Origin of the sequence: Pseudomonas sp. GM74 (genome assembly GCF_000282455.1) — a bacterium.
In the GTDB taxonomy this organism is placed as follows: Bacteria; Pseudomonadota; Gammaproteobacteria; order Pseudomonadales; family Pseudomonadaceae; genus Aquipseudomonas.
In genome coordinates, this window is sequence record NZ_AKJG01000106.1 from 1 (window position 1) to 24797 (window position 24797).

The following is a 24797-nucleotide window of genomic DNA, read 5'->3' on the forward strand; positions in this document are numbered from 1 at the left end:
AAAAGATCGCAGCCTACGGCAGCTCCTACAGGGGGCGTTTTGAGAGCGGCCTTTATGAATTCACCAGGAGTTTCACATGGCGAAGAAACCCAAGGCAGCCACGTTTATCAAGGACCCGCTCTGGTACAAGGACGCGGTGATCTATCAAGTCCACGTCAAATCGTATTTCGACTCCAACAACGACGGCATTGGCGACTTTCCCGGCCTCATCGCCAAGCTCGACTACATCGCCGACCTGGGCGTCAACACCATCTGGCTGTTGCCGTTCTATCCCTCGCCACGGCGCGACGACGGTTATGACATTGCCGAGTACCGCGGCGTACACAGCGACTACGGCACCATGGCCGATGCCCGGCGGTTCATTGCCGAGGCGCACAAGCGCGGCCTGCGGGTGATCACCGAGCTGGTCATCAACCACACCTCCGACCAGCACGCCTGGTTCCAGCGGGCGCGCAAGGCCAAACCCGGATCGGCGGCCCGGGACTTCTATGTGTGGTCCGATGATGATCAGAAATACGACGGCACCCGCATCATTTTCCTCGACACCGAAAAGTCCAACTGGACCTGGGACCCGGTGGCCGGTCAATACTTCTGGCACCGTTTCTACTCCCACCAGCCGGACCTGAACTTCGATAACCCGCAAGTCATGAAAGCGGTGCTGTCGGTGATGCGTTACTGGCTCGACATGGGCATCGACGGCTTGCGCCTGGACGCGATTCCCTACTTGATCGAGCGCGACGGCACCAACAACGAGAACCTGCCGGAAACCCACGACGTCCTGAAAAAAATCCGTGCCGAAATCGACGCCAACTACCCCGACCGCATGCTGCTGGCCGAAGCCAATCAGTGGCCGGAAGACACCCAGTTGTACTTCGGCGACACCGACAAAAAAGGCCTGAACGGCGACGAATGCCACATGGCCTTTCACTTCCCGCTGATGCCGCGCATGTACATGGCGCTGGCCCAGGAAGATCGCTTCCCGATTACCGACATTCTGCGCCAGACCCCGGATATACCCGCCAACTGCCAATGGGCAATCTTCCTGCGCAACCACGATGAGCTGACCCTGGAGATGGTCACCGACAAGGAGCGCGACTACCTGTGGAATTACTACGCCGCCGACCGCCGCGCACGGATCAACCTGGGGATTCGCCGGCGTCTGGCGCCGCTGATGGAGCGCGACCGCCGCCGGGTCGAGCTGCTCAACAGCCTGCTGCTGTCCATGCCCGGCACGCCGACCCTGTATTACGGTGATGAGATCGGCATGGGCGACAACATCTACCTCGGCGACCGCGACGGTGTGCGCACGCCGATGCAATGGTCCATCGATCGCAACGGCGGTTTCTCCCGGGCCGACCCGGCGAGCCTGGTGCTGCCGCCGATCATGGACCCGCAATATGGCTACCTGTCGGTCAACGTCGAAACCCAGGCCGGCGACCCGCATTCGCTGTTGAACTGGACCCGGCGCCTGCTCGCCGTGCGCAAGCAATCCAAGGCTTTCGGGCGCGGTACGTTGAAGATGCTGTCGCCGAGCAACCGGCGGATTCTGGCCTACACCCGTGAATACACCGGGGTGGACGGCAAGCACGAAGTCATTCTGTGCGTGGCCAACGTGTCGCGCAGCGCCCAGGCCGCCGAGCTGGATCTGTCGGCCTACGTCGGCATGGTGCCGGTGGAAATGCTCGGGGGTAACGCGTTCCCGCCCATCGGCCAGCTGAATTTCCTCCTGACGCTGGCACCTTACGGCTTCTACTGGTTCGGCCTCGCCGCGGAAAACCAGATGCCGAGCTGGCATGTGGAGCCCGCACAGAGCCTGCCGGACTTCACCACACTGGTGCTGAAAAAGCGCATGGAGGAACTGCTCGAAGCGCCGTCACGCACCACGCTGGAGCAAAGCATCCTGCCCAGCTGGCTGCAGAACCGCCGCTGGTTCGCGGGCAAGGACGCCGCCATTGAGCAGGTCGACCTGGCCTATGGCGTGCGGTTTGGCGATCCGCAGCATCCGGTGCTGTTCGGCGAGATCAATGTCACCAGCGCTGGCCAGAGCAGCCGCTACCAGTTGCCGTTCGGCTTCATCTCGGAAGATCAGGTTGGTACGCCGTTGCCGCAGCAATTGGCATTGTCGCGGGTACGGCGCGGACGCCAGGTTGGCCTGATCACCGATGCCTTCAGCCTGGACACCTTTGTGCATGCCGTATTGCAGGGCATTCAGACCGGTACCGTGTTGGCCTCCAGCGATGGCGACATTCGCTTCGAGTCCACCGCCGAACTTGAAAAACTCGGCCTCAATGCCGAGTCGTCGGTACGTTACCTGTCCGCCGAACAGTCCAACAGCTCGGTGGTGATCGGCAACAGCCTGGTGTTGAAACTGATCCGCAAGGTCGCCAGCGGTGTGCACCCTGAGCTGGAAATGAGTGCGTATCTGACGCAAGCCGGGTTCAGCAATATTTCGCCGTTGCTGGGGGCCGTGGTGCGCCGGGACGGCGCGGGCGAAGACAATTTGCTGATGATTGCCCAAGGCTACTTGAGCAATCAGGGCGACGCCTGGGAGTGGACCCGGAACAACCTCGAACGGGCGCTGCGCGATGAGCTGGCCGACGCCGTGTCCGAACAGGAACAACATTACAACGCGCTCGGCGAACTGAAAGATTTCGCCGCTATGCTCGGTCAGCGCCTGGGGGAAATGCACCAGGTGCTGGCGGCGCCGAGTGCCAATCCGGACTTCTTGCCCCAGGTCACCACGCAGAAGGAGGCGCTGGCCTCGGCCAAGGATGTCGCGGCGCAAGTCGAGCACGCGCTGAACTTGCTCAAGCAGCATAAACATCAACTGAACCCGGCGGACCAGACCCTGGTCGGCCGTTTACTGGACAACAGGAAAGCCATCCTCGGCCATGTACAAGCATTGGGCAAAAAGACCGCGGGCGGCTTGCGCATTCGTGTGCACGGCGACCTGCATCTGGGGCAGGTGCTGGTGATCAAGGGCGATGCCTACCTGATCGACTTCGAAGGCGAACCGGCCCGGCCATTGCATGAACGACGGGGCAAACACAGCCCGTACAAGGATGTCAGCGGCGTGCTGCGCTCTTTCGACTACGCGGCGGCGATGGCGATCAATGTGCAGAGCGTCGATAACACCGCGGCGGCAGATGCCGCGCGCTTGCGGGTCACCGAGCGCTACTTGAGCGAGGCGCGGCAGGCATTTGTCGACGCTTATCGGCTGGCGGCAGCTAGTCTTGCCCATGCATGGCAAGATCCCGAAGGCGAGGATGCCGCGTTGGCGTTGTTCGGTCTGGAGAAGGCGGCGTATGAAGTGGCCTATGAGGCGGAAAATCGCCCCACCTGGTTGCCCGTGCCGTTGCACGGTTTATATGGATTATTGAGTGGGCTTAAACCCTTTTCCGATCTTGGTGGAGAGTAGTCATGAGTGTCTCGAACAAGGAACAGGGTCATCACAAAGAAGCGTTGCTGCCCAGGGCGCGGGATATCGATGCATTGGTGCGTGCCGAGCATATCGATCCTTTCGCCATTCTCGGCCCCCACGCCGATGGCGCTGGCGGGCAATTCATTCGCGCGTATCTGCCGGGCGCCCTGAGTGTGCAGGTGCTGGCCAGGGACTCCGGGCAAGAGCTGGGCCAACTTGAAGCCACAGAGACACCGGGGCTGTTCGTCGGTCATTTCGACCGTGCGCAGGCGTATCTGCTGCGTACCCGTTGGGCCGGCGGCGAACAGACTGCCGAAGACCCTTACAGCTTCGGCCCGTTGTTGGGCGAAATGGATTTGTACCTGTTCGCCGAAGGCAATCACCGCGACCTCAGCGGGTGCCTGGGCGCGCAACTGAAAACCGTGGACGGCGTCGACGGCGTGCGTTTCGCCGTGTGGGCACCGAATGCCCGGCGGGTATCGGTGGTTGGTGATTTCAACGTCTGGGACGGTCGCCGGCACCCGATGCGCCTGCGCCATCCCACTGGAGTCTGGGAGTTGTTCATCCCGCGCCTGCAAGCCGGGGACACCTACAAATACGAGATTCTCGGCTCCCACGGGATCCTGCCGTTGAAGGCCGATCCCGTGGCGCTGGCCACCAGCCTGCCACCGGACACCGCCTCGAAAGTCGCCTCGCCCTTGAACATCGACTGGCAGGACCAGGACTGGATGTTGGCCCGGGGTGACCGCCAGCGGGTGACGGCGCCGTTGTCGATCTACGAATTGCACGCCGGTTCGTGGCAATGCGAACTGGACGACCTGGGCGAAGTGGCCCGCCAGTACACCTGGCCCGAACTGACCGAGCGGCTGATTCCCTATGTCAAAGACCTGGGCTTCACCCATATCGAACTGATGCCGATCATGGAGCATCCGTTCGGCGGTTCGTGGGGCTATCAGTTGCTGTCGCAATTCGCGCCGAGTGCGCGCTATGGCACGCCCGACGAGTTCGCCGCGTTCATCAATGCCTGCCACCAGGCCGATCTCGGGGTGATTCTCGATTGGGTGCCGGCGCATTTCCCCACCGATACCCACGGCCTGGCCCAATTCGACGGCACGGCGCTGTACGAGTACGGCAACCCCCAGGAAGGGTTCCATCAGGACTGGGACACGTTGATCTACAACCTGGGCCGCACCGAAGTGCACGGCTACATGCTGGCGTCGGCGCTGCACTGGCTCAAGCATTTCCATGTCGACGGCCTGCGGGTCGATGCCGTGGCCTCGATGCTGTACCGCGACTACTCGCGCAAGGCCGGCGAGTGGGTGCCGAACCGCCATGGCGGGCGGGAGAACCTGGAAGCCATCGACTTCCTGCGCCACCTCAATGACGTGGTGGCCCTCGAAGCGCCCGGGGCGCTGGTGATCGCCGAGGAATCCACCGCATGGCCGGGTGTCAGCCAGGGCACGCAACAGGGTGGCCTGGGCTTTGCCTACAAATGGAACATGGGCTGGATGCACGATTCGCTGCATTACATCCAGCAGGATCCGGTGTACCGCGCCCATCACCACAACGAGCTGAGTTTCGGCCTGGTGTACGCGTGGTCCGAGCGCTTCATCCTGCCGATCTCCCACGATGAAGTGGTGCACGGCAAACATTCGCTGATCGACAAGATGCCCGGCGACCGCTGGCAGAAATTCGCCAACCTGCGGGCCTACCTGAGTTTCATGTGGGCCCATCCGGGCAAGAAGCTGTTGTTCATGGGCTGCGAATTCGGCCAGTGGCGCGAGTGGAACCATGACCAGCAACTGGACTGGTACCTGCTGCAATATCCCGAACACAAGGGCGTGCAAAAACTGGTGGCCGACCTCAACCGCTTGTACCGCGAAGAGCCGGCGCTGCATGAGCAGGACGATGTGCCCCAGGGTTTCCAATGGCTGATCGGCGATGACGCGATCAACAGCGTTTATGCGTGGTTGCGCTGGAGCAAGGACGGCGAACCGGTGCTGGTGGTGGCCAACTTTACGCCGGTGCCGCGTGAGGCTTATCGCATCGGGGTGCCGTTTGACGGGCAGTGGAACGAGGTGCTCAACAGCGATTCGTCCATCTATGCCGGTTCCAACTACGGCAACAGTGGCGGGGCGTTGGCCGAAGAGGTGCCGAGCCATGGCCAGGCGTTGTCGCTGGTGCTGAATTTGCCGCCGTTGGCGGTGTTGATGTTGCGGCCGCAGGGCTGATCTGAAGTCGGCGGTGCTGCTATTCGCGAGCAAGCCCGCTCCCACACTGGATTGATGTCGTACTCAAATCCCGTGTGGGAGCGGGCTTGCTCGCGAAGGGGCCGGTGCTATCGACGCCGACACCTGGCAATGAATGGCCGTGGTTCAGAGATGCACTTCAACTGCCAGCGGCAGATGGTCGGACAGGTGCGTCCACGGCTTGTGCCCCAGTATTTTCGGTTCATGGCTGCTGGCATTGCGCAGGTAGACGCGGTCCAGGCGCAGCAAGGGAAACCGCGCGGGATAGGTTTTGGCCGGACGACCAAGGTGGCGTTCGAAGGCTTCGTGCAAGTAGTCGCGGCGGGCAAGGGCGGCATTACCCTGCATCTGCCAGTCGTTGAAGTCGCCGGCAATGATCACCGGCGCATCATCCGGCAAGGACTCCAGGAGCTGACAGAGCAATTGCAACTGTAGTTGACGATGGCTTTCCAGCAGGCTGAGGTGAACGCAGATGGCATGCACTTCGCGATGCCCCGGCACGTCCAGCACGCAGTGCAGCAAGCCACGGCGTTCCGGGCCGGTAATGGAAACATCCAGATTTCGATACTCGCGGATCGGGTATTTCGACAGCAGGGCATTGCCATGGTGACCGTCGGGATAGACGGCATTGCGCCCATAGGCGAAGTCGCTCCACATGCTGTCGGCAAGGAATTCATATTGCGAGGTTTGTGGCCAATCGTTGTAGCGGGAGGAGTGGCGCTCGTGTTCGCCGACGACTTCTTGCAGAAACACCAGGTCTGCCGACGTACTGCGCACGGCTTCACGCAACTCGGGGAGGACGAAACGCCTGTTGAGTGCGGTAAATCCCTTATGGGTGTTGACCGTCAGCACCCGAAGCCGATGAATCGCCGGGGGCGTGTTCAAGGGTGTCGATTCGGCTGCCTGGCGTTTTGAATGACTGGCCACTTGCACTCCTCTGACTCAGGGCTGCTTATGTATGCGACTGATGCGACGGCAGTCAGTTCAGTCCGATGGGCTGAGCCGAACGATAATCGATGAGTTCATACCAACACGATTTCATAAGGCAAACGGATACGCTCCAGCAGCGGTCGGGGCAGCGACGGCGCGAGGCCGATGGCCGGTTCGCCGTCCAGTTGGCTGGCGTAGGCATGGGTGGCGTGGCTCTTGCGGGCGACAGTCCAGGTATCGAGGCGTACCTTGCGGGCACGGTGCCAGGGAATCAGCTCCCGGTCCCGTGCCGGCCAGTGCCAGGCCCAGAACGGTACATCGATATAGGTGGCCCCGATATCGGCCGCCGCCCTGGCGCTGGCGCGGCCAACGGTGTCGTGGTCGACGTTGCCGTCCTCGCGCCAGGTGCTGAACACCACATCGCCGGGGCGCAGGTAGCGTGTGATGAATCGGGTAATCTGTTCTTCGTATTCCGCCAGCGCGTTGTCGGTAAACCCGCCACGAATCCACTTCAGGCTGTGCATCGGCAACCCGAGCCGGCGGATGGCTTCGACGCTTTCCTGGGGACGAAATACGCTGAGGCGTTTTTCCGACCACTGCCGAGAACCCGGATGGCTGGCGCTGCCGTCAGTGATCGAGAGCAATTGCAGTGGGTGGCCCAGGTTGCTGAGCAATTGCAGGAGGCCGCCGCAGGTCACGACTTCATCGCCGGGGTGCGGGGCAATGAGCACCGCGCGTGCGCCGGTGGGCACCAGTGACTGGGGACTGATGACCGGAATGCTGCCCGGTTGCGGGGCGCTGTTCCAGATCTGTGATGGCAGGCTGGCTTCGCTCAGGGAAACGGGTTTCATGGTGGATACGTCCTTGTTCTGCGTCGCCTTCAGTCGTGCACGGGACACGCCCGGCAGACCCGTGAGGGCTCGTTGATAGCAGTGCGACAAGCCAAACCCTGGATTGCCGCGAATCGAGTATTGCTCATGTAACGCTGTTCGTCGCGTCGCGAACCTGTCCTGAATGATTTTTCCGCTCTGCGGTGTTGCGGCCATGAATGCCTGTAGGCTTTTTTACTCTTGTTCCTCATGTTGCAACTCGAACAGCAGCAACGAGCGGCCGGTGACCGAGTACTCGTGGCCAAACTCGAAGCGCTCCTGGCCGCGGATCGCCGGTTGGTTGGTGTCGATCATGCACGTCCAGAAACCACCGTCAGGCACTTCCGGCAGACGGAAATTGACGATGTCGTGATGGGCGTTGACCACCAGCATCAACGTCGCGTCGACGCCTTTGCGACGAATGCCGGTTTCCTGGGCGCGGCCATCGAGCAGCATGCCCAGGCATCGATTGTGCGCATCGTGCCAATGCTCGGTGGTCATTTGCGTGCCGTCCGGCGCCAGCCAGGTCACGTCCTTGACGCCGATATCCTCGTTGTAATTACCCACCAGGAAACGCCCGCGCCGCAGGACCGGGTAGGTCAGGCGCAACTTGATCAGGCGTTTGACGAATTTGAGCAGGGCCTTGCCGTCTTCACTGAGGTCCCAGTTGACCCAGCCGATTTCGCTGTCCTGGCAGTACGCATTGTTGTTGCCGTCCTGGGTACGGGCGAACTCGTCGCCGGCCACCAGCATCGGCGTGCCCTGGGCCAGCAGCAGGGTGGCGAAGAAATTGCGCATCTGCCGATGGCGCAGCGCGTTGATCTCGGGATCGTCGGTGGGGCCTTCGACGCCGTGGTTCCAGGACAGATTGTTGTTGCTGCCGTCCTGATTGTTTTCGTCGTTGGCTTCGTTGTGCTTGTCGTTGTACGACACCAGGTCGTTGAGGGTGAAACCGTCGTGGGCGGTGACGAAGTTCACCGATGAATAGGGACGGCGGCCACGTTGATTGAACATCTCGCCCGAAGCGGTCAGGCGGCTGGCAAAGTCCGCCAGTTGGCCGTCGTCGCCTTTCCAGAAGGCGCGCACGGTGTCGCGGAATTTGTCGTTCCACTCGACCCAGCCCGGTGGAAAGTTGCCGACCTGATAACCGCCGGGGCCGCAGTCCCAGGGTTCGGCGATCAGTTTGACCTGGCGCAGCACCGGGTCCTGGCGGCAGGCTACAAGGAAGCTGTGGCGTTCGTCGAAACCGTCGTGGTAACGCCCCAGAATGGTCGCCAGGTCGAAGCGGAAGCCGTCCACGTGCATTTCCGAGGCCCAGTAGCGCAGGGAGTCGGTGACCATTTGCAGCACGCACGGGTGGCTCAGGTCCAGGGTGTTGCCGGTGCCGGAATCGTTGATATAGAAGCGCTTGTCATCGGGCTTGAGGCGGTAGTAGGACGCATTGTCGATGCCGCGCATGGACAGGGTCGGGCCTTGCTCGTTGCCCTCGGCGGTGTGGTTGTAGACCACGTCGAGGATCACTTCCAGATTGGCTTCGTGCAGGTGCGCGACCATTTCCTTGAATTCGGCGATCTTGCCACTGGCCAGGTAGCGCGGGTCGGGGGCGAAGAACGCAATGCTGTTATAGCCCCAGTAATTGGTCATGCCCTTGTGCAACAAATGCTGGTCGTTGACGAATGCGTGGATCGGCAGCAGCTCTACCGTCGACACGCCGAGCTTGCGGATATGTTCCACCACGTCATCGACCATCAACCCGGCAAAGGTGCCGCGCAGGTTTTCGGGGACGGCAGGGTGACGCATGCTGAAGCCGCGCACGTGGGTTTCATAAATGATCGTCTTGTCCCACGGCACGCTGACGCGATGATCGTGGCCCCAGGTGTGCGCCGGGTCGATGACCTTGCATTTGGGCACGAAGGGCGCGCTGTCCCGTTCATCGAAGCTGAGATCGGCGTCGGGGTGGCCGATGGTGTAGCCGAACAGCGCTTCGGACCATTTCAGCTTGCCGACCAGTTGTTTGGCGTAGGGGTCGATCAGCAGTTTGTTGGGGTTGAAGCGATGGCCGTTGGCCGGGTCGTAGGGGCCGTAGACGCGATAGCCATAGATCAACCCCGGATGGGCGTCGGGCAGGTAACCGTGATAGATCTCGTCAGTGTATTCGGGCAGTTCGATGCGTTCGAGTTCCACCTCGCCGGCGTCGTCGAACAGGCACAGTTCAACCTTGGTGGCGTGGGCGGAAAACAGGGCGAAGTTGACGCCCAGGCCATCCCAGGTGGCGCCCAGCGGAAAGGGCAGGCCTTCGCGGATTCGTGTGGCTTCAACGCGGGGGGCTGGCGCGGCGGCCTTCTTCGGACTGGTCATAGGTACTCCTGTAAACGGGGGCTACCTGCAGGAGCAAGCTTGCTCCGGGCGGCGTTCCGACGAAAACGGTGTGTCAGACAACATCAACGCTGGAAGTGATGGCCTCTTCGCGGGCAAGCCCGCTCCCACAGGGACCTGCGAGTTGCCACGGATTGCAGCCACACCATCAAACACTGTGGGAGCGGGCTTGCTCCGGGCGGCGTTCCGACGAAGGGGGCCTCAAGACATATTCAAACCGCCGGCGGTTTTCGCGCCGCCCGGGGTTTTTTCTCGAGCGCCTTTTCCCCCGGCGGGATCACCTTCGAAGCCGCCGCCGGTTTGGCCTTGGTTTTTGGTACGGCGACCTTGGCATCGCCAGCCTTGCCATTGGCCGTTTTGCTGATCGGAGTTTTGTTCGCGGATGCCTTGGCCGGTTTTTTCGGGGCCAGGGCTTCGGCTTCCGCCAGTTTGCACGCCATCTCCCAGTGACGGGCTTCCTGGCCTTCGGGCTTTCCTTCGGATTCCCAGATCTGATAGGCGAATTCGCGGATGCGTTTATCGTCGGTACTCATCGCAATGCTCCTGAACTGAACTCAAGTGTGGGTAGTTTGAATAATGAGATTGACCGGGAAATCTCCCAGCGCGGCGCTGATCGGCAGCTCCCTGTGTTTTGTGACTGTGATGCCGGAAAAAAGTCCCTCCAGATGTTCGTCAGGGACGGTGAACGGCAATTTGACCCGGGTATCGCCCCACAGCGGCGCGTGGACCTGTGGTTCAGCACTGTTTTCCAGCAGATCGGCACACCGTATCGGCACAATCACGATGGCGCGTTTTCCCCCCCGCTCACGGACAAAACCCAGCACTCGATGGGCCTCGCTGCCCACCACTTCCAGGGCCTGGTAAGTGCCACGCCGAAACAGCTCGGCATGCTCGGCGCGCAGGCTCAGGGTGCGCGCAATCAAGGCTTGCTTGATGCGCCCGTCACGCCAGTTCTGCAACAGGTCCGACAGGTCCGCCGTTTGCCGCAACGCCTGCTGGCGGCTGGCGTAATCCACCGGGCGACGGTTGTCCGGGTCGACCAGGCTGAAGTCCCAGAAATCGTTGCCCTGATACAAATCCGGCACGCCGGGCACGGTCATGCGCAGCAAGGTTTGCGCCAAACCGTTAAGGGCACCGGGGGCGGCAATCGAACGGGCAGCCTTGGCCAGGGCGGTGCGCAACAGTTCGCCTTCGGGGCTGAGCAACAGATGCTGGATGAAGTCCTCGCTCGCTTGCTCGTAAGGGTCATTGGGCGCGCTCCAGCCGCTTTGCAGTTTGGCTTCGCGCAGGGCCTTGCGTTGCCACTGCCACAGGCGTTTTGCGTAGTCCTCGAGGGCGGGCGGATGATCGATACCCAACGCCAGCGGCCAGCTGCCGAGGATCGCCTGGTACAGAATCAATTCATCCCCCGTCGACGGCATTTGATCGTCGTTGCGCAAGGGCCGGGCGAGGGCGCGCCACAGGCCGATCTGGTCGGCGTACCAGCCGCTGCGCTCGCTCAGTACCGCCAGCCGTGCCCGTGAATCTTCCCCGCGCTTGTGGTCGTGGGTGGCGCTGGCCAGCAGATTGTCCGGGAAGGTATCGAGGCGCTCGATGCAGGCCTGATGAAAGTCGGCGAGCGGTGCGCTGAACTGTTCGGTGTTGAAGCCAACGTCATTGCGCGAGAGCAGGACGGCCGAACGATAGAGCGCGGTGTCTTCAACCGCTTTGGCCGCCGTCGGCGAGGTCAGTTGCTGGAAACGTACGCAGGCGTGCTTGAGGCGTTTGCGCCCGCGACCGGCCGGGCGCTGCCGCCAGGGTTCACCGCCGAGCCAGCCGGCCAGGCAGTCGAGCACCGGCCAGTCCGCTTCGCCCAGGGTTTGGCGGGCACCGGCCATGGCCCGGCGGAAAAACGCCTCGTCCTGGTCCGAGCGGCCAAGGGGGCCGATGTAGGTGCGGTACACCGGGAAGTGCACGATCAACGCCTGCAAGGCCCGGCGAATGGCGCCGAGGGTCAGGTCGCGGGTCATGAGGTTGTCCCGGGCCACTTGCAGCAGGGCCTGGGCAACGCTTTCGAAATCTCCGGCCAGGGAACCAGCGAGGATTTGCTGGCGCGCCAGTTGTGCTTCCTGGCAGAAGTCGTCAGGCCGCTCGCTGTGACGGTGCCAGAGCTGGGCCAGTGTCTGCGCGCCCCGTGGATCCTGTTGCAGCAGTGACAACTGGTTCATGAACTCGTAGCCGGTGGTGCCGTCCACCGACCAGTCGCGATGCAGGGTTTCGCCTTCGCCGAGGATTTTTTCGACGTAGATGGGCAGGTGGCGGCCCCCTGACAGGCTGTCGACCCGACGGCGAAGCTTGCGGCAGTAACCTCGTGGGTCGGCGAGGCCGTCGATGTGGTCGATGCGCAGCCCGTCGATCAGCCCTTCAGCCACCAGTTGGAAGATCTTCGCGTGGGTGGCTTCGAACACGGCGGGACGCTCGACGCGCAGCCCGCCGAGTTCATTGATATCGAAGAAGCGCCGCCAGTTGATGTCATCGGCGGCGGTGCGCCAACTGGCGAGGCGATAGCTCTGGCGTTCCAGCAGGTTGTGCAGGCGCTGGAAGCCTTCGCTGGTCAATGAGTCGTAGTTGTTCAGGTGCTGCTCGATGGCCTGGGCAAGGGCCGGATCGCTGACCAGATCGCGAAGTTCCGCTTTCAGCGGCAGGGCCAGGCTGTGGGCGTCGGTCTGGTAGCTCAGGGTGCTGAAACGATCGGCCAGGTTTTTCAGTTGTTCGGCCTGTTGCGCATCAAGCGGTGCATCGACCCTGAGCAATTCGCCGTAATCGCCTGGACAAATGGGAAAGCGGTGTTCGTAGTGCTCGACATGGAACGTGCCGTGCCAGGCATCGAATCGCAAGGGCAGGGTACCGTCCTGCAATGCGACGCCGTAGTCGCTGCCCAGAAACGGCAGGAGCAACTGGCCTTCCATCAACGGATCGGGGGAGTGCCACTGGATATCGAAAAACTCGCCATAGGGGCTCAGGCGCCCCCACTCCAACAAATCCAGCCACCAGGGATTATCACTGCCGCCGACCGCCATGTGGTTGGAGACGACGTCGAGGATCAATCCCATGTTGTGCCCGTGCAGGGCGCCGACCAGGCTGCGCAGCGCCGCCTCACCGCCCAGCTCCGGGTTGACCCGGGTCGGGTCAACCACGTCGTAGCCATGCATCGATCCGGCACGGGCGCGCAACAGCGGGGAAGCATAGACATGGCTGATGCCGAGACGGGCGAAATACGGCACCAGTGGCACCGCATCTTCGAGCGTGAAGCCTTTGTGAAATTGCAGGCGCAAGGTGGCGCGCAGTGGACGGGTCGGCACCTGAGTCATCGATCACGCTCGGCCGCCTGGAGTCGCGCACAGGCGAGCAACTCCAGGCGTCGCGCGGCATCCGCCCCATCGAGCAGGGCTTCGCTGTAACCGGGCAAGCGCCGCGACCAGTTGGGGTGGGTGTCGGTGGTGCCGGGCAGATTGGCTTGCTGTTCGACACCCAGGGCATCTTCCAGAGGCAGCAGCACCAAGGGTGCCCGGGTATGACCGAGGAAGCGCACGCTGGCATCTAGCACCTGATCGGTTTCGTGGGACTCTTCGCGGAAGTTCTGCGGGTCCTGGCTCAACGCCCGACGCAGGCCTTCGCGCTCGCGTTCGCGGTGCTGACGCCATTCGATTTCGCCACTGGCATCGACCATGCCGAGCCGGGCGTTCCAGTCGATATCGCGGCCATGCCACCAGCCGTTGAGGGTGGGCAGGTCATGGGTGCTGGTGGTCGCCAGGGCGTTGTCCGGCCAGTCGAGGATCGGCTTGAAGTGGGTGTTGTCCTGTTCGAACAGCAATACCCGCATGCCCAGCATCGAGCGGGCGATGAGTTTTTCCCGCAGGCCGTCCGGCACGGTGCCGAGGTCTTCGCCCAGGACGATGGCCTGGTGACGATGGGATTCCAGGGTCAGCAGGCGCAGCAGATCGTCCACCGGGTAATACAGGTAGGCGCCGTCCGCTGGCGGCGAGCCATTGGGGACTACCCACAAACGCTGCAAGCCCATGACGTGATCGATGCGCAAGCCACCGCAGTGGGCGAAGTTGGCCCGCAGCATTTCGATGAAGGCCCGGAAACCATTGCGCACCAGGCCTTCAGGGGAGAACGCGGAAATCCCCCAACCCTGGCCCGTGCGGTTGAGAATGTCCGGTGGTGCTCCGACGGTGAGGGAGGCGAGCAGTTCGTCCTGACGGCTCCAGGCCTGGCTGCCGCCGCCATCGGCACCGACGGCCAGGTCGGCGATCAGGCCGATACTCATGCCGCTGGCGCGGGCGGCGGTTTGCGCGCGCTCCAGGCAGCGCGTGATCAGCCACTGGCAGAAAGCGAAGAAGCCGATGCGCCCGGCATTCTCTTCGGCGAATGCCGCCAGTTCGGCGCTGCGCGGGTTGCGCCAGGGTTCGGGCCACTGCCGCCAGTCGAGGTGTTCACCCCGGGCGGCGCGCGCCTCCTGGATGGCTTCGAAGCGGCAGTGGTTTTCCAGCGCTTCGCCGGCGGCGTGACGAAAACTGCTGAAGTCTTCGTGCAAGGGGTGCTCGCCCTGGACGAAACCTTCGTACAGCGACTGCAGCAACCGATGCTTGGCTTCGGCGGCGGCCGGCCAGTCAATCAGCGGACGCTCCTCCAGCGCCTTGAGTTCAACGGCCAGCCCGGTTGCATCAATGGCGGTACGCAGCGCGCGTTCGCCGAGAATGGTGCCGGGGGCGCAGTAAAGGCTGTTGAGAAACAGGCGGCTGGACGGCGAATAGGGGCTGTAGCGTCGGGTGTCACTGGAAAACATCGCATGCAGCGGGCTGATCGCCAGCGCCTCGGCGCCACGCTCGCCGGCCACCCGGGCGAGGTCTTCCAGCGCCTGGGTGTCACCAAATCCGCCATCGCCGGGGCGGCGCAATCCATACAGCTGCACGCTCAGGCCCCAGGCACGGGGGATCGGGTTGTCCACGGCATCGGCCACGCTATAGCAACGGGCCGGGGCCACGGCCAGGGTGAAGCTTTGTCCGTCGATGCTGACCTGTTGATAGCCGACCGGCACCAGCCCCGGCAGCACCGCGTTGGCGTCCAGTTTCAGGTTGAGGCGCGAACCGTCCTCCAGGTGGATTTCGCAAGGGGTTCCAGGTTCGAAAAAACGCGCAAGGTCCAGGCCCGCCCCGACATCGGCGGTGATCAATGGTGGCAAGTGATGGGTCTGTTGCGCCTCTTGCAGCTCCAGCAGGCTGGCGTCGATTTCCTGGGCACTGCCGGCCGGGTGACCAAGGCCGGTCAGCACGTTGCGCAACACGGAAGGTGCGACTTTTTGCGGACGGCCGTTGGCGTCGATCCAGTCGACGGCGAGGCCGGCACGGCTGGCCAGGATTTCCAGTTGCGCATCACTCATGGACGCTCTCCAAACGAGGTAGCAAAGGGCACTGCGGCGGCGAGGGTGACGAGCGCGCAATACGGGGCAAGGGTGTTTGGGGCCGGCAGGTCGGGGTTCTGTGGCGGGTATTCGAACAAGCGCGTGGCACCGGTCTGTGAGGTGTGGGCTACGGGCCTGGCGCTGAGGTTCAGGTCAATGCGCAGCTGGCTGCCATCGCCCAAGCGCCAGGAGGCACTGATCGCGCCTTCGCCCAGCACATCGCTGCCCAGAGCCTGGGCGCCCGGCAGGCGCGGGATGATGTGCCGGTGACGGAGCTGCAACAGTCGGCGATACAGGTCGTGCATCTGGCGATGGCTGGTCGATGGCAGGACCGGGCGCGACGCGGCAAACGTCTGCGGATCATTCGGGTCCGGAATGTGTTCGCGCAGGTTTGGGTCGGCAAAGGTGCTGAACGCCGCAAATTCGTTGCGCCGACCGTCGCGAACCTGTTTGGCCAATTCACCGTGGTGGCTGGTGAAAAACAGGAAGGGTTGTTCGACGGCAAACTCGTCGCCCATGAACAGCAGCGGAATCATCGGCGACAACAGCAACAATACGGTGGCGGCCCGCAGCGCTTGCGGGTGGGCGAGTTGATGCAGGCGCTCGCCGAAGGCCCGGTTGCCGATCTGGTCATGGTTCTGCAAAAACAGGATGAATGCACTGGGCGGCAGCTGCCCGCTGGGTTCGCCCCGCGCCACACCATGGCGGTTGAGATGGCCCTGGAACACGAAACCCTGGCTCAGGCAGCGCGCCAGTTGTTCGGTGGGGTTGTGCGCGTAGTCGGCGTAATAGGCCTCGGTTTCGCCGGTCAGCAACACATGCAGGGCGTTGTGTCCGTCATCGTTCCACTGCGCGTCGTAACCTTGTTCGAGCAGGCTGGCCTGGTTGTGTTCGTTCTCCACCATCAGCCACACATGCCGCGCCGGCCCCGTCTGCTGGCGTACCCGTCGCGCCAGTTCCTGGAGGAAATCGGGGTCTTCGATGGCGTGCACCGCGTCCAGGCGCAAACCGTCGAAACGATATTCGAGCAGCCACATCAAGGCGTTTTCGATGAAGAAGTCCCGGACTTCGCGACAACGGAAGTCGATGGCGGCTCCCCACGGCGTGTGCTTGTCTTCGCGAAAAAAGCCCTTGGCATAACGATGCAGGTAATTGCCGTCCGGGCCGAAGTGGTTGTAGACCACGTCGAGAATCACCGCCAGGCCGTGGCCATGGGCGGTGTCGATCAAGTGCTTGAGCTGCTCGGGGGAGCCGTATGACGCCTGGGGCGCGTAGGGCAGGACGCCGTCATAACCCCAATTGCGTTCACCGGGAAACTGCGCGACGGGCATCAGTTCGATTGCGGTCACACCCAGTTCGACCAGCCGCGCCAGATGCTGCTCGACGGCGCTGAAGCCGCCGAGCGCACCGACATGCAGTTCGTAGATCACCGCTTCGTTCCACGGCCGCCCCGGCCAGGCACTGTGTTGCCAGGCATAGGCCAACGGATCGACCACCACGCTGTGCCGGTCGATATCACCGGCTTGAGCGCGGGAGGCCGGGTCGGGCACTTCCAGTTCGCCGTCGATGCTGTAGCGGTAACGCGTGCCCGCCGCGCATCGGATGTTGCTCACGAACCAGCCGTCGGCCTGGGGCAACAACGGCAAGGACTGTCCATTTTCCAGTTCGACACTGACGTAGAACGCATCTGGCGCCCACAACGCGAATCGCGTGTGTTCCGCGTCCAGCATGATTGCGCCGTGGGGCCAGGTCTCAAGGGTCCGTAACGGCATCTTGAAAGCCTCTTACTGTTTGTTCGATTTCCCCAATGCCTTGGCCACAAGCTGTTCGTAGAGCTCGGCGTAGGGTTCGACCGCCTTGCACCAGTTGAATGGTGCTGCCATGGCCCGGCAGCGCATGGCGTGCAGCAGGTCGGGAAAGGCGAACACTTTGAATGCGCGGCTCAGGGCCTCCTGGTAACTCTGCACCGTGGATTCATCGAACAGGAAACCGGTCACGCCGTTTTCGATGGTGTCGGCCAGGCCACCGGTATTGCGTGCCACCGGCAACGAGCCGAAGCGCTGGGCGTACATCTGGCTCAGGCCGCAGGGTTCGTAACGCGAAGGCATCAGCAGGAAGTCGCTGCCGGCGAACATGCGCCGGGCGTCGGTTTCGTTGAAGCCGATGCGCACGCCGATCTGCCCGGGGAAACGCAGGGCGAGTTCGCGCATCGATTGTTCTTCTTCCGGTTCGCCGCGACCGATGATCGCGATCTGGCCGCCGTTTTTGACGATGTATTCGGACACCGCCTCGGTCAGGTCCAGGCCTTTCTGGTAGACCAGGCGCGAAACCACGGCAAACAGCGGCCCTTCGGAGTCCTCCAGGCCAAACAGTTCGCGGACATGGGCGGCGTTCACGGCCTTGCCTTCCCAGTCGCCGATGCTGAACGGGCAGAACAGGTGCGGATCGGTCGCCGCATCCCAGCTTTCATCGATGCCGTTGGGAATGCCGCTGAGCAGGCCTTGCTGGGTCTTGGCGGCGAGGAACCCGTCCAGACCGCAGCCGAAATCCGGGGTGGTGATTTCCTGGGCGTAGGTCGCGCTGACCGTGGTGATGTGGCTCGAATAGGCCATGCCGGCCTTGAGGAACGACATCTTGCCGTAGAACTCCATGCCTTCCTGCTGCAGCGCGTGATGGGGGATGCCCAATTCGGGGCACGAACCCAGGCTGGTCACGCCCTGGTACGCCAGGTTGTGGATGGTGAACAGCGTCGGCGTGCGCTGCCCACGCCAGTGCATGTAGGCCGGTGCCAGGCCGGCGGGCCAGTCGTGGGCGTGCACCAGGTCCGGGCACCAATGGATCTGCGCGAGGTTGGCGGCAATATCGGCCGCCGCCAGGCCCAGGCGGGCGAAGCGGATATGGTTGTCCGGCCAGTCGCGGCCGTTGTTGGCGCCGTAGGGCGAACCTTCGCGCTCGTAGAGTTCGGGGCAGATCAGTACGTAAATGACCAGACCATCAGGCATGTCCATGCGCCCGATCTTGCACGGTGGCAGCGCGGCATGACCGCCAAGCTCGCCGATGATATGAATGGGGTTCTCGCTATGCAGCACTTGCGGGTAACCGGGGATCAACACCCGTACATCGTGCAGATGGGCCATGGCCCGTGGCAGCGCCGCGGAGACGTCGCCCAGGCCACCGGTTTTCACCAGGTCGGCAATTTCCGAGGTGACGAACAGGACTTTTTTACGGTTTGGATTGTGCTTGGCTGCCGGGGTCAGGGGCCTGGTGCCTGGAACGCTGACGGGTTGGGTGTTTGCGGCAGTAACGGCGCTCGATTCGCCGACCTGATGAGCACGCTCTCCCTGTATTTCCAAAGCCGTACTGATCATATGAATCTCCCGTGTTGTTGATCTAATTCTTAGGTCTGGCAAACGGTGTTCCATGGCCAATTCCCGTGGCCGGCGCAAACGCGCTGCGCATCAGTGAGCAAGCGCTGCCCAATGCGTCGAAGCAAAAGGGTTGAATCAGCCGTTGCAAAGATTGCACCAGTCGCAACGCACCTTCTTGTCAGAGGACCGATCGGGATTGGAAAAAGTTTCGACTATTTTTCCACTTTGTGACCGACCGGTTTCGCTTTTAGAAAATGAGTCTAGGCCAGAACTTAGAGCGGTAAAGGGCAGATGGCAAAATTGTTCGACAATCGGTTTGTAGCGGTACGGACGTGCCTGATCGCAGTGCAAACGCCCCGACGAAGTGCATGTTTTTTTGCGTTTCGGCTTCAGAAAGTCATGGGGCAGTCACATAAATGTGCGCCGCGTTTTGATGTCGGTGCACTGTTGTGGTGCGTGCCTGGCAAGTCCCGCATTTGGCCGAACCACTGCCTTACTGCCCCCCTTGATGCCTAATACCGATCAGTTAGGCGAACCCGGACGCTACGCCTTCCTTGTAGCAGCTGCCGAAGGCTGCGTCCGGCTGCGCAGCAGTCGTAAAATCGGAGTTCGCGGTACGTCAGAGAGATCGTGCAAGCCGGATTTACGACTGCTACGCAGCCGGACGCAGGCTACGCCAGCTGCTACAGATTGCGTTGTGGATTAACTGATCGGCATTAACCTTGGGGCCTTGTTATAGTTCGGGCCTCATTTTTGCCCGCAAAAGGATCACTGGCATGTCTCAGTACACAGCGTTCACCGTCGAACTGGTCGATAAAGTCGCCCATGTGCAGATCAACCGCCCGGAAAAGATCAACTCGATGAACGCGGCGTTCTGGAGTGAGATCGTCGAGATCTTCCGGTGGATCGACGACACCGATGAAGTGCGCGTGGTGGTCCTCAGCGGCGCAGGCAAACATTTCTCCTCGGGGATCGATCTGATGATGCTGGCCGGTGTGGCCAATGAACTGGGCAAGGACGTCGGACGCAATGCGCGCCTGTTGCGACGCAAGATCCTCACCCTGCAAGCGTCGTTCAATGCCGTCGATAACTGCCGCAAACCGGTGCTTGCGGCCATTCAGGGTTACTGCCTGGGGGGCGCCATCGACCTGATTGCCGCGTGCGACATGCGTTATGCCGCCGAGGACGCACAGTTTTCGATCAAGGAAATCGACATCGGCATGGCCGCCGACGTGGGCACGCTGCAACGCTTGCCGCGGATCATCGGTGACGGCATGCTGCGCGAACTGGCTTACACTGGTCGCACCTTCGGCGCCGATGAAGCGCGGGGCATGGGCCTGGTCAATCGCGTCTACAGCGACAGCGCCAGCCTGCTCGACGGCGTCATGGGCATTGCCTACGCAATCGCCAGCAAGTCGCCGATCGCCGTCACCGGCACCAAGGAGATGATCAGCTACATGCGTGACCATCGCATCGATGACGGCCTCGAATACATCGCCACCTGGAACGCCGCCATGCTGCAATCGACCGATCTGCGCGTGGCCATGGCCGCCCATATGAGCAAACAGAAACCCGAATTTCTGGATTGATTAACCATGATTCCTCGCTGGACCACCGCAGTACTGGACACCGACCAACCCGGCGGCTGGGCCGTCGCGCGCAGCCCCGAAGGCTTTCTGTTCGATGACAATGGCGCATTGTTCCCGCGTGAATGGCTCAAGCGCCAGGACCTGTCGATTCTCGCCGAGCATGGCATCGGTCATCTCGATGGCGAGCCGGTCTATCTGCTGGAATTGCGCAGTCACAGCGAAGTGCCGGGTTGCAACTGGAAAGGCCTGCGGGCGTTCATGCTCGAAGGCGATCACACGGTCTACAAGGTGCTCGGTTACGCCGCACAGATCGGCACCTGGGCCCGCGAGCACCGCTTTTGCGGTAACTGCGGTCAGGCCATGACCCAGGTACCGCGCGAACGGGCGATGTATTGCCAGCCGTGCGATCTGCGCAGCTACCCGCGGATTTCGCCGAGCATGATCGTACTGGTGACTCGAGGCGATGAAGTGCTGTTGGCACGCTCACCGCGTTTTGTCAGCGGTGTCTACAGCACATTGGCGGGGTTCGCCGAGCCGGGCGAATCGGCCGAGGACTGCCTGGTTCGCGAGGTGCGCGAAGAGGTGAGCATCGAGGTCAGGAACATCCAGTACATGGGTAGCCAGTGCTGGCCGTTCCCGCACTCGATGATGCTCGGCTTTCACGCCGAATATGCCGGTGGCGAGATCGTCTGTCAGGAAGACGAGATCGAGGACGCCCAGTGGTTCAACGTGCACGAGCTGCCGCCGTTGCCGGCGTCACGCTCGATTGCCCGTTACCTGATCGACGTCTACGTGGCCCGGCGTTTAGGCCACGCTGAACCAGTGCTGCCAGGCTAGGCGTACGGTCAGGCCCAGCACCACGGTGATGAACACCGGGCGAATGAATTTCGCGCCGCCACTGATGGCGGTGCGGGCGCCGAAGAAGGCGCCGACCATCAACGACGAGCCCATGCACAGGCCGATGACCCAGTCCACCTGACCGGAAAAGATGAAGATCGACAGCGCTGCCGCGTTGCTGACGAAGTTCATGCTGCGCGCCACGCCGCTGGCCTTGACCAGGTCGATGGGGTAGAGCAGCAGGCTGCTCACGGTCCAGAACGCGCCCGTGCCCGGACCGGCCACGCCGTCATAGAAACCGAGGCTGAAGCCTTGGGTCGACTGCCACTTTTTCTTGATCGGTGCCTCGCTGTCCAGCGGCGCTTTCGGCGTGCCGCCGAACAACAGGTAAACGCCACAGGCGAAGACGATCACCGGCAGCATTTTGTTCAGCCATTCTGCTGGCAGGTAATGGGCGACCACGGCACCGGTCAGCGCGCCGACCAGGGTACCGACGATGGCGTGCACCCATTGCGCGGGGTGGAACAGCTTGCGCCGGTAGAAGGTGAAACTGGCAATGGCCGATCCGAAGGTCGAACTGAGCTTGTTGGTGCCCAGCACCAGGTGCGGCGGCAGGCCGGCGGTCAACAGGGCCGGGGTGGTCAGCAGCCCACCGCCACCGGCGATGGCGTCGATGAAACCGGCAACAAAAGCGACTAAGGCCAGGATGGCCAGGGTGGAGAGGTCAACGCTGAGTTCGAAAGGCATGGGATCGGCTTATTCGGCGGGTGCAGAAAGAGGCTGCGGGGAAGGGGCGACATCTTACTCACCTGTACAACACAAAACCAATGTGGGAGCGGCGGTGCGACGATTCGACTTGCTCGCGAAAGCGGTGTGTCAGCCAACGTCAATGTTGGATCTGATGGCCCCTTCGCGAGCAAGCCCGCTCCCACATTTTGGATCAGTGTTTACAGGCCAAGATCCGACAGGCTTGGATGATCGTCAGGTCGACGCCCCAGCGGCCAGTGGAACTTGCGCTCGCTTTCCTTGATCGGCATGTCGTTGATGCAGGCGAAGCGGTGGGCCATCAGGCCGTCCTCGTTGAACTCCCAGTTTTCGTTGCCATATGAGCGGAACCAGTTGCCCGAATCGTCGTGCCATTCATAGGCATAACGCACGGCAATGCGATTGTCGGTAAATGCCCAGAGCTCCTTGATCAGTCGGTAGTTCAGCTCCCTGGCCCATTTGCGGGTCAGGAAGCCTTTGGCTTCTTCGCGGTTGTGGGCGAACTCGGCGCGGTTACGCCATTGGGTGTCCAGGGTATAGGCCAGGGACACGCGCTCCGGGTCCCGGGAGTTCCAGCCGTCTTCGGCCAAGCGAACTTTTTCAATGGCCGATTCACGGGTGAAAGGGGGTAATGGCGGACGAACTTCGGCATTAGACATTTCAAGTCTCCGTATCAAGTTAAAGTTCCAACATTGTGTCGAGCTTGATTGAGTGGCTACAGGTCCAATAACTTTCGCGCCATGCATTGCGCATTATCGGCGGCACTGTGATCACCCATTACAAGCGCCACGGTAATGGCACCATCGATCAGGATCAGCAGCTGTCTGGCCAGCCTCTGCGGATCCTCGGCACCATGTTCGGTACACAGCTCGCACAGGTAGTCGAGCAGCTTCTGTTTATGTTCTTTGGCGATCAGGCGCACCGGGTCTTGCGGGTCGCCGGTCTCGCCGCTGGTGTTGATGAAAGCGCAGCCACGGAAACCTTCGGAGGCGAACCACGACTTGAGTACGGTAAACAGGTTGAGCAGTCGCTCGGCCGGGGTTTGTGCCTGGCCGACTGCGCCTCTGTACCAGTGCATCCAGCGCTGGTCGCGGCGTTGCAGGGCGGCCACCACCAGTTCGTCCTTGTTGGCGAAGTAGCGGTAGACGCTTTTTCTGGAGACGCCGGCGGTTTTCACCAGAAGATCCATGCCAGTGGCGGCTATGCCACTTTTGTAGATCAACTTTTCGGTGACATCCAGAATGATGTCGCGTGTGTCATTGCTATTGATTTCGTTCATGTGGCTAACAGTAGAACGATCGTTCTCCTTGGTCAATCGATATTTTTGTAGTGCCTGATAAATGGTCTTCGCGAGCAAGTCGAATCGTCGCACCGCCGCTCCCACATTTGAAATGCGTTCCCCTGTGGGAGCGGCGGTGCGACGATTCGACTTGCTCGCGAAGAGGGCATTACAGACAGTAACAAGACCCGAACCCAGCGATGGTGTAAGCTCTTGGGTTCTTCGGATTCGACCCATTGCGAGCCCTATGCCGTCGCTTTTCAAACGCTCCCTGCTGCCCAAGTTGCGCAGTTTTCCGCTGACGGCCGATGCCGTCAGCGTCCTCTCCGGCGCTGCCGAATTCCGTGGTTGCCTGCTGGAGAAAATCGCCAGCGCGACCCGGCGCATCTATATCGTTGCGCTGTACCTGCAACAGGATGAAGCCGGCCAGGAAATTCTCGATGCCTTGCACGCGGCCAAACTGGCGCGTCCGGACCTGGACGTGGTGGTCGTCGTCGACTGGCTGCGCGCCCAGCGCGGCCTGATCGGTGCCGGCAAGCAACCGGGCAACTCCGCCTGGTATCAGGAAATGACCCGCACCCATGCCAGCGAAGTGCCGATCTACGGCGTCCCGGTCCAAACCCGCGAACTGTTCGGTGTGTTGCATCTTAAAGGCTTCGTGATCGATGACTGTGTGATCTACAGCGGCGCGAGCCTGAACAACGTCTATCTGCACAAGTTCGACAAGTACCGCTACGACCGCTATCACCTGCTGCACAATCGTGAACTGGCCGATTCGATGCAGCACCTGGTGCAGCACGGCCTGGTGGCGTCCAAGGCGGTGCACCGCCTCGACCTGCCGAACCTGCCGACCACCCGCAGCCTGCGCCATGATATCGGTGACCTGCGCAGCCGTCTCAAGCACGCGGCGTACGACACCACGCGGGGCACCACCGACAGGACCGGTCTGTCCGTCAGCCCGCTGCTCGGCGTCGGCAAGAACAATCCGCTGAACCGGGTGATCTGCGAACTGATCGCCAGCGCCCAGCAGCAACTGACCATTTGCACCCCGTACTTCAACCTGCCGCTGGCGATCATCCGCGAGCTCAACCGCGCACTGGCCCGTGGGGTGAAGATCGACATTGTGGTCGGCGACAAGACGGCCAACGACTTCTACATTCCGCCGAGCGAACCGTTCCGGGTCATTTCGGCGCTGCCGTACCTGTACGAGATCAGCTTGCGCCGGTTTGCCAAGCGTCATCAGCGCAACATCGACAGCGGGCAGTTGAACCTGCACCTGTGGCGTGATGGCGACAACACCTACCACCTCAAGGGCATGTGGATCGACCGGCGCTATACCTTGCTGACCGGCAACAATCTCAACCCCCGGGCGTTTCGACTCGATCTGGAAAACGCTTTGCTGATCGATGATCCCCATGGCGAGCTGCTGGAGCCGCGTCGTAAAGAGCTGGTAGAGATCTTCCAGCACACCCGGCGAATCGAGCAATTCCAGAATCTGGAAACCCTGGCCGAATACCCGGCGGGCGTGGCCAAGTTCCTCAAGCGTGTGAGTCGCGTGCGGATCGAGCGGTTGCTCTACCGCATCCTCTGAAAAAGATCGCAGCCTGCGGCGACTGACGCCTTCGCGGGCAAGCCCGCTCCCACAAGGGATCTGCGTTGAGCGGGTGG

At 62.0% G+C, this 24797-nt stretch carries 16 protein-coding genes; 5 read left to right on the top strand and 11 right to left on the bottom strand.

Going from position 1 to position 24797, the window contains the following annotated elements:
• Window positions 1–76 precede the first annotated feature (76 nt).
• Together treS and glgB are read left to right on the top strand one after the other, a co-directional pair.
• Window positions 77–3418, top strand: a complete 3342-nt coding sequence (treS, locus tag PMI34_RS07880; protein WP_008052169.1) for a maltose alpha-D-glucosyltransferase — start codon at window positions 77–79, stop codon at window positions 3416–3418.
• A 2-nt stretch (window positions 3419–3420) separates the two neighbouring features.
• Entirely contained in the window at window positions 3421–5652 is a 2232-nt protein-coding gene (glgB, locus tag PMI34_RS07875) for a 1,4-alpha-glucan branching protein GlgB (protein ID WP_008052170.1), read from the top strand.
• 144 nt (window positions 5653–5796) lie between these two features.
• Here the strand turns inward: glgB and PMI34_RS07870 are convergent, their stop codons facing one another.
• From PMI34_RS07870 to glgA, 8 genes are all read right to left on the bottom strand, one after another.
• Window positions 5797–6597 (bottom strand): endonuclease/exonuclease/phosphatase family protein, encoded by an 801-nt coding sequence (locus PMI34_RS07870; protein ID WP_008052171.1) that lies wholly within the window; start codon window positions 6595–6597, stop codon window positions 5797–5799.
• A 95-nt stretch (window positions 6598–6692) separates the two neighbouring features.
• On the bottom strand, window positions 6693–7451 hold the full coding sequence (locus PMI34_RS0127435; RefSeq protein ID WP_032829788.1) for a PIG-L deacetylase family protein: 759 nt from the start codon (window positions 7449–7451) through the stop codon (window positions 6693–6695).
• A 213-nt stretch (window positions 7452–7664) separates the two neighbouring features.
• On the bottom strand, window positions 7665–9827 hold the full coding sequence (gene glgX, locus PMI34_RS07865; protein ID WP_008052173.1) for a glycogen debranching protein GlgX: 2163 nt from the start codon (window positions 9825–9827) through the stop codon (window positions 7665–7667).
• A gap of 230 nt (window positions 9828–10057) precedes the next feature.
• A complete protein-coding gene (locus PMI34_RS07860) occupies window positions 10058–10378 on the bottom strand; it encodes a DUF2934 domain-containing protein (protein ID WP_008052174.1) in 321 nt (106 codons plus the stop codon).
• Between the two features lie 21 nt (window positions 10379–10399).
• Window positions 10400–13195 (bottom strand): malto-oligosyltrehalose synthase, encoded by a 2796-nt coding sequence (locus PMI34_RS07855; RefSeq protein WP_008052175.1) that lies wholly within the window; start codon window positions 13193–13195, stop codon window positions 10400–10402.
• The gene (gene malQ / locus PMI34_RS07850) at window positions 13192–15270 is read right to left on the bottom strand and encodes a 4-alpha-glucanotransferase (protein ID WP_008052176.1); all 2079 of its coding nucleotides are present in this window, start codon (window positions 15268–15270) and stop codon (window positions 13192–13194) included. Before malQ ends, PMI34_RS07855 begins: the two co-directional genes overlap by 4 nt.
• On the bottom strand, window positions 15267–17063 hold the full coding sequence (treZ, locus tag PMI34_RS07845; RefSeq protein WP_008052177.1) for a malto-oligosyltrehalose trehalohydrolase: 1797 nt from the start codon (window positions 17061–17063) through the stop codon (window positions 15267–15269). The genes malQ and treZ overlap by 4 nt, the downstream gene beginning before the upstream one ends.
• 12 nt (window positions 17064–17075) lie before the next feature.
• Window positions 17076–18659, bottom strand: a complete 1584-nt coding sequence (gene glgA / locus PMI34_RS07840) for a glycogen synthase GlgA (RefSeq protein ID WP_008052178.1) — start codon at window positions 18657–18659, stop codon at window positions 17076–17078.
• Between the two features lie 776 nt (window positions 18660–19435).
• Here glgA and PMI34_RS07835 point away from each other — a divergent pair.
• Both PMI34_RS07835 and nudC read left to right on the top strand, forming a co-directional pair.
• Entirely contained in the window at window positions 19436–20248 is an 813-nt protein-coding gene (locus tag PMI34_RS07835) for a crotonase/enoyl-CoA hydratase family protein (protein ID WP_008052179.1), read from the top strand.
• Window positions 20249–20254: 6 nt separating this feature from the next.
• Window positions 20255–21085, top strand: a complete 831-nt coding sequence (gene nudC / locus PMI34_RS07830) for an NAD(+) diphosphatase (protein ID WP_008052180.1) — start codon at window positions 20255–20257, stop codon at window positions 21083–21085.
• Here nudC and PMI34_RS07825 read toward each other — a convergent pair.
• The 3 genes from PMI34_RS07825 to PMI34_RS07815 all read right to left on the bottom strand — a co-directional run bounded on the left by PMI34_RS07825 (window position 21053) and on the right by PMI34_RS07815 (window position 23129).
• Window positions 21053–21832 (bottom strand): TSUP family transporter, encoded by a 780-nt coding sequence (locus PMI34_RS07825; RefSeq protein WP_008052181.1) that lies wholly within the window; start codon window positions 21830–21832, stop codon window positions 21053–21055. The two genes, nudC and PMI34_RS07825, sit on opposite strands and share 33 nt — an antisense overlap.
• A 200-nt stretch (window positions 21833–22032) precedes the next feature.
• Window positions 22033–22509 carry a nuclear transport factor 2 family protein gene (locus PMI34_RS07820; protein WP_008052182.1) on the bottom strand — a complete coding sequence of 159 codons (477 nt, stop codon included), beginning with the start codon at window positions 22507–22509 and terminating at the stop codon, window positions 22033–22035.
• A 56-nt stretch (window positions 22510–22565) separates the two neighbouring features.
• Window positions 22566–23129, bottom strand: coding sequence for a TetR/AcrR family transcriptional regulator (locus PMI34_RS07815; RefSeq protein WP_032829789.1), 564 nt, complete (start codon window positions 23127–23129; stop codon window positions 22566–22568).
• Between the two features lie 247 nt (window positions 23130–23376).
• Here PMI34_RS07815 and pssA point away from each other — a divergent pair, with 247 nt between their 5' ends.
• The gene (pssA, locus tag PMI34_RS07810; RefSeq protein ID WP_008052184.1) at window positions 23377–24720 is read left to right on the top strand and encodes a CDP-diacylglycerol--serine O-phosphatidyltransferase; all 1344 of its coding nucleotides are present in this window, start codon (window positions 23377–23379) and stop codon (window positions 24718–24720) included.
• Window positions 24721–24797 lie beyond the last annotated feature (77 nt).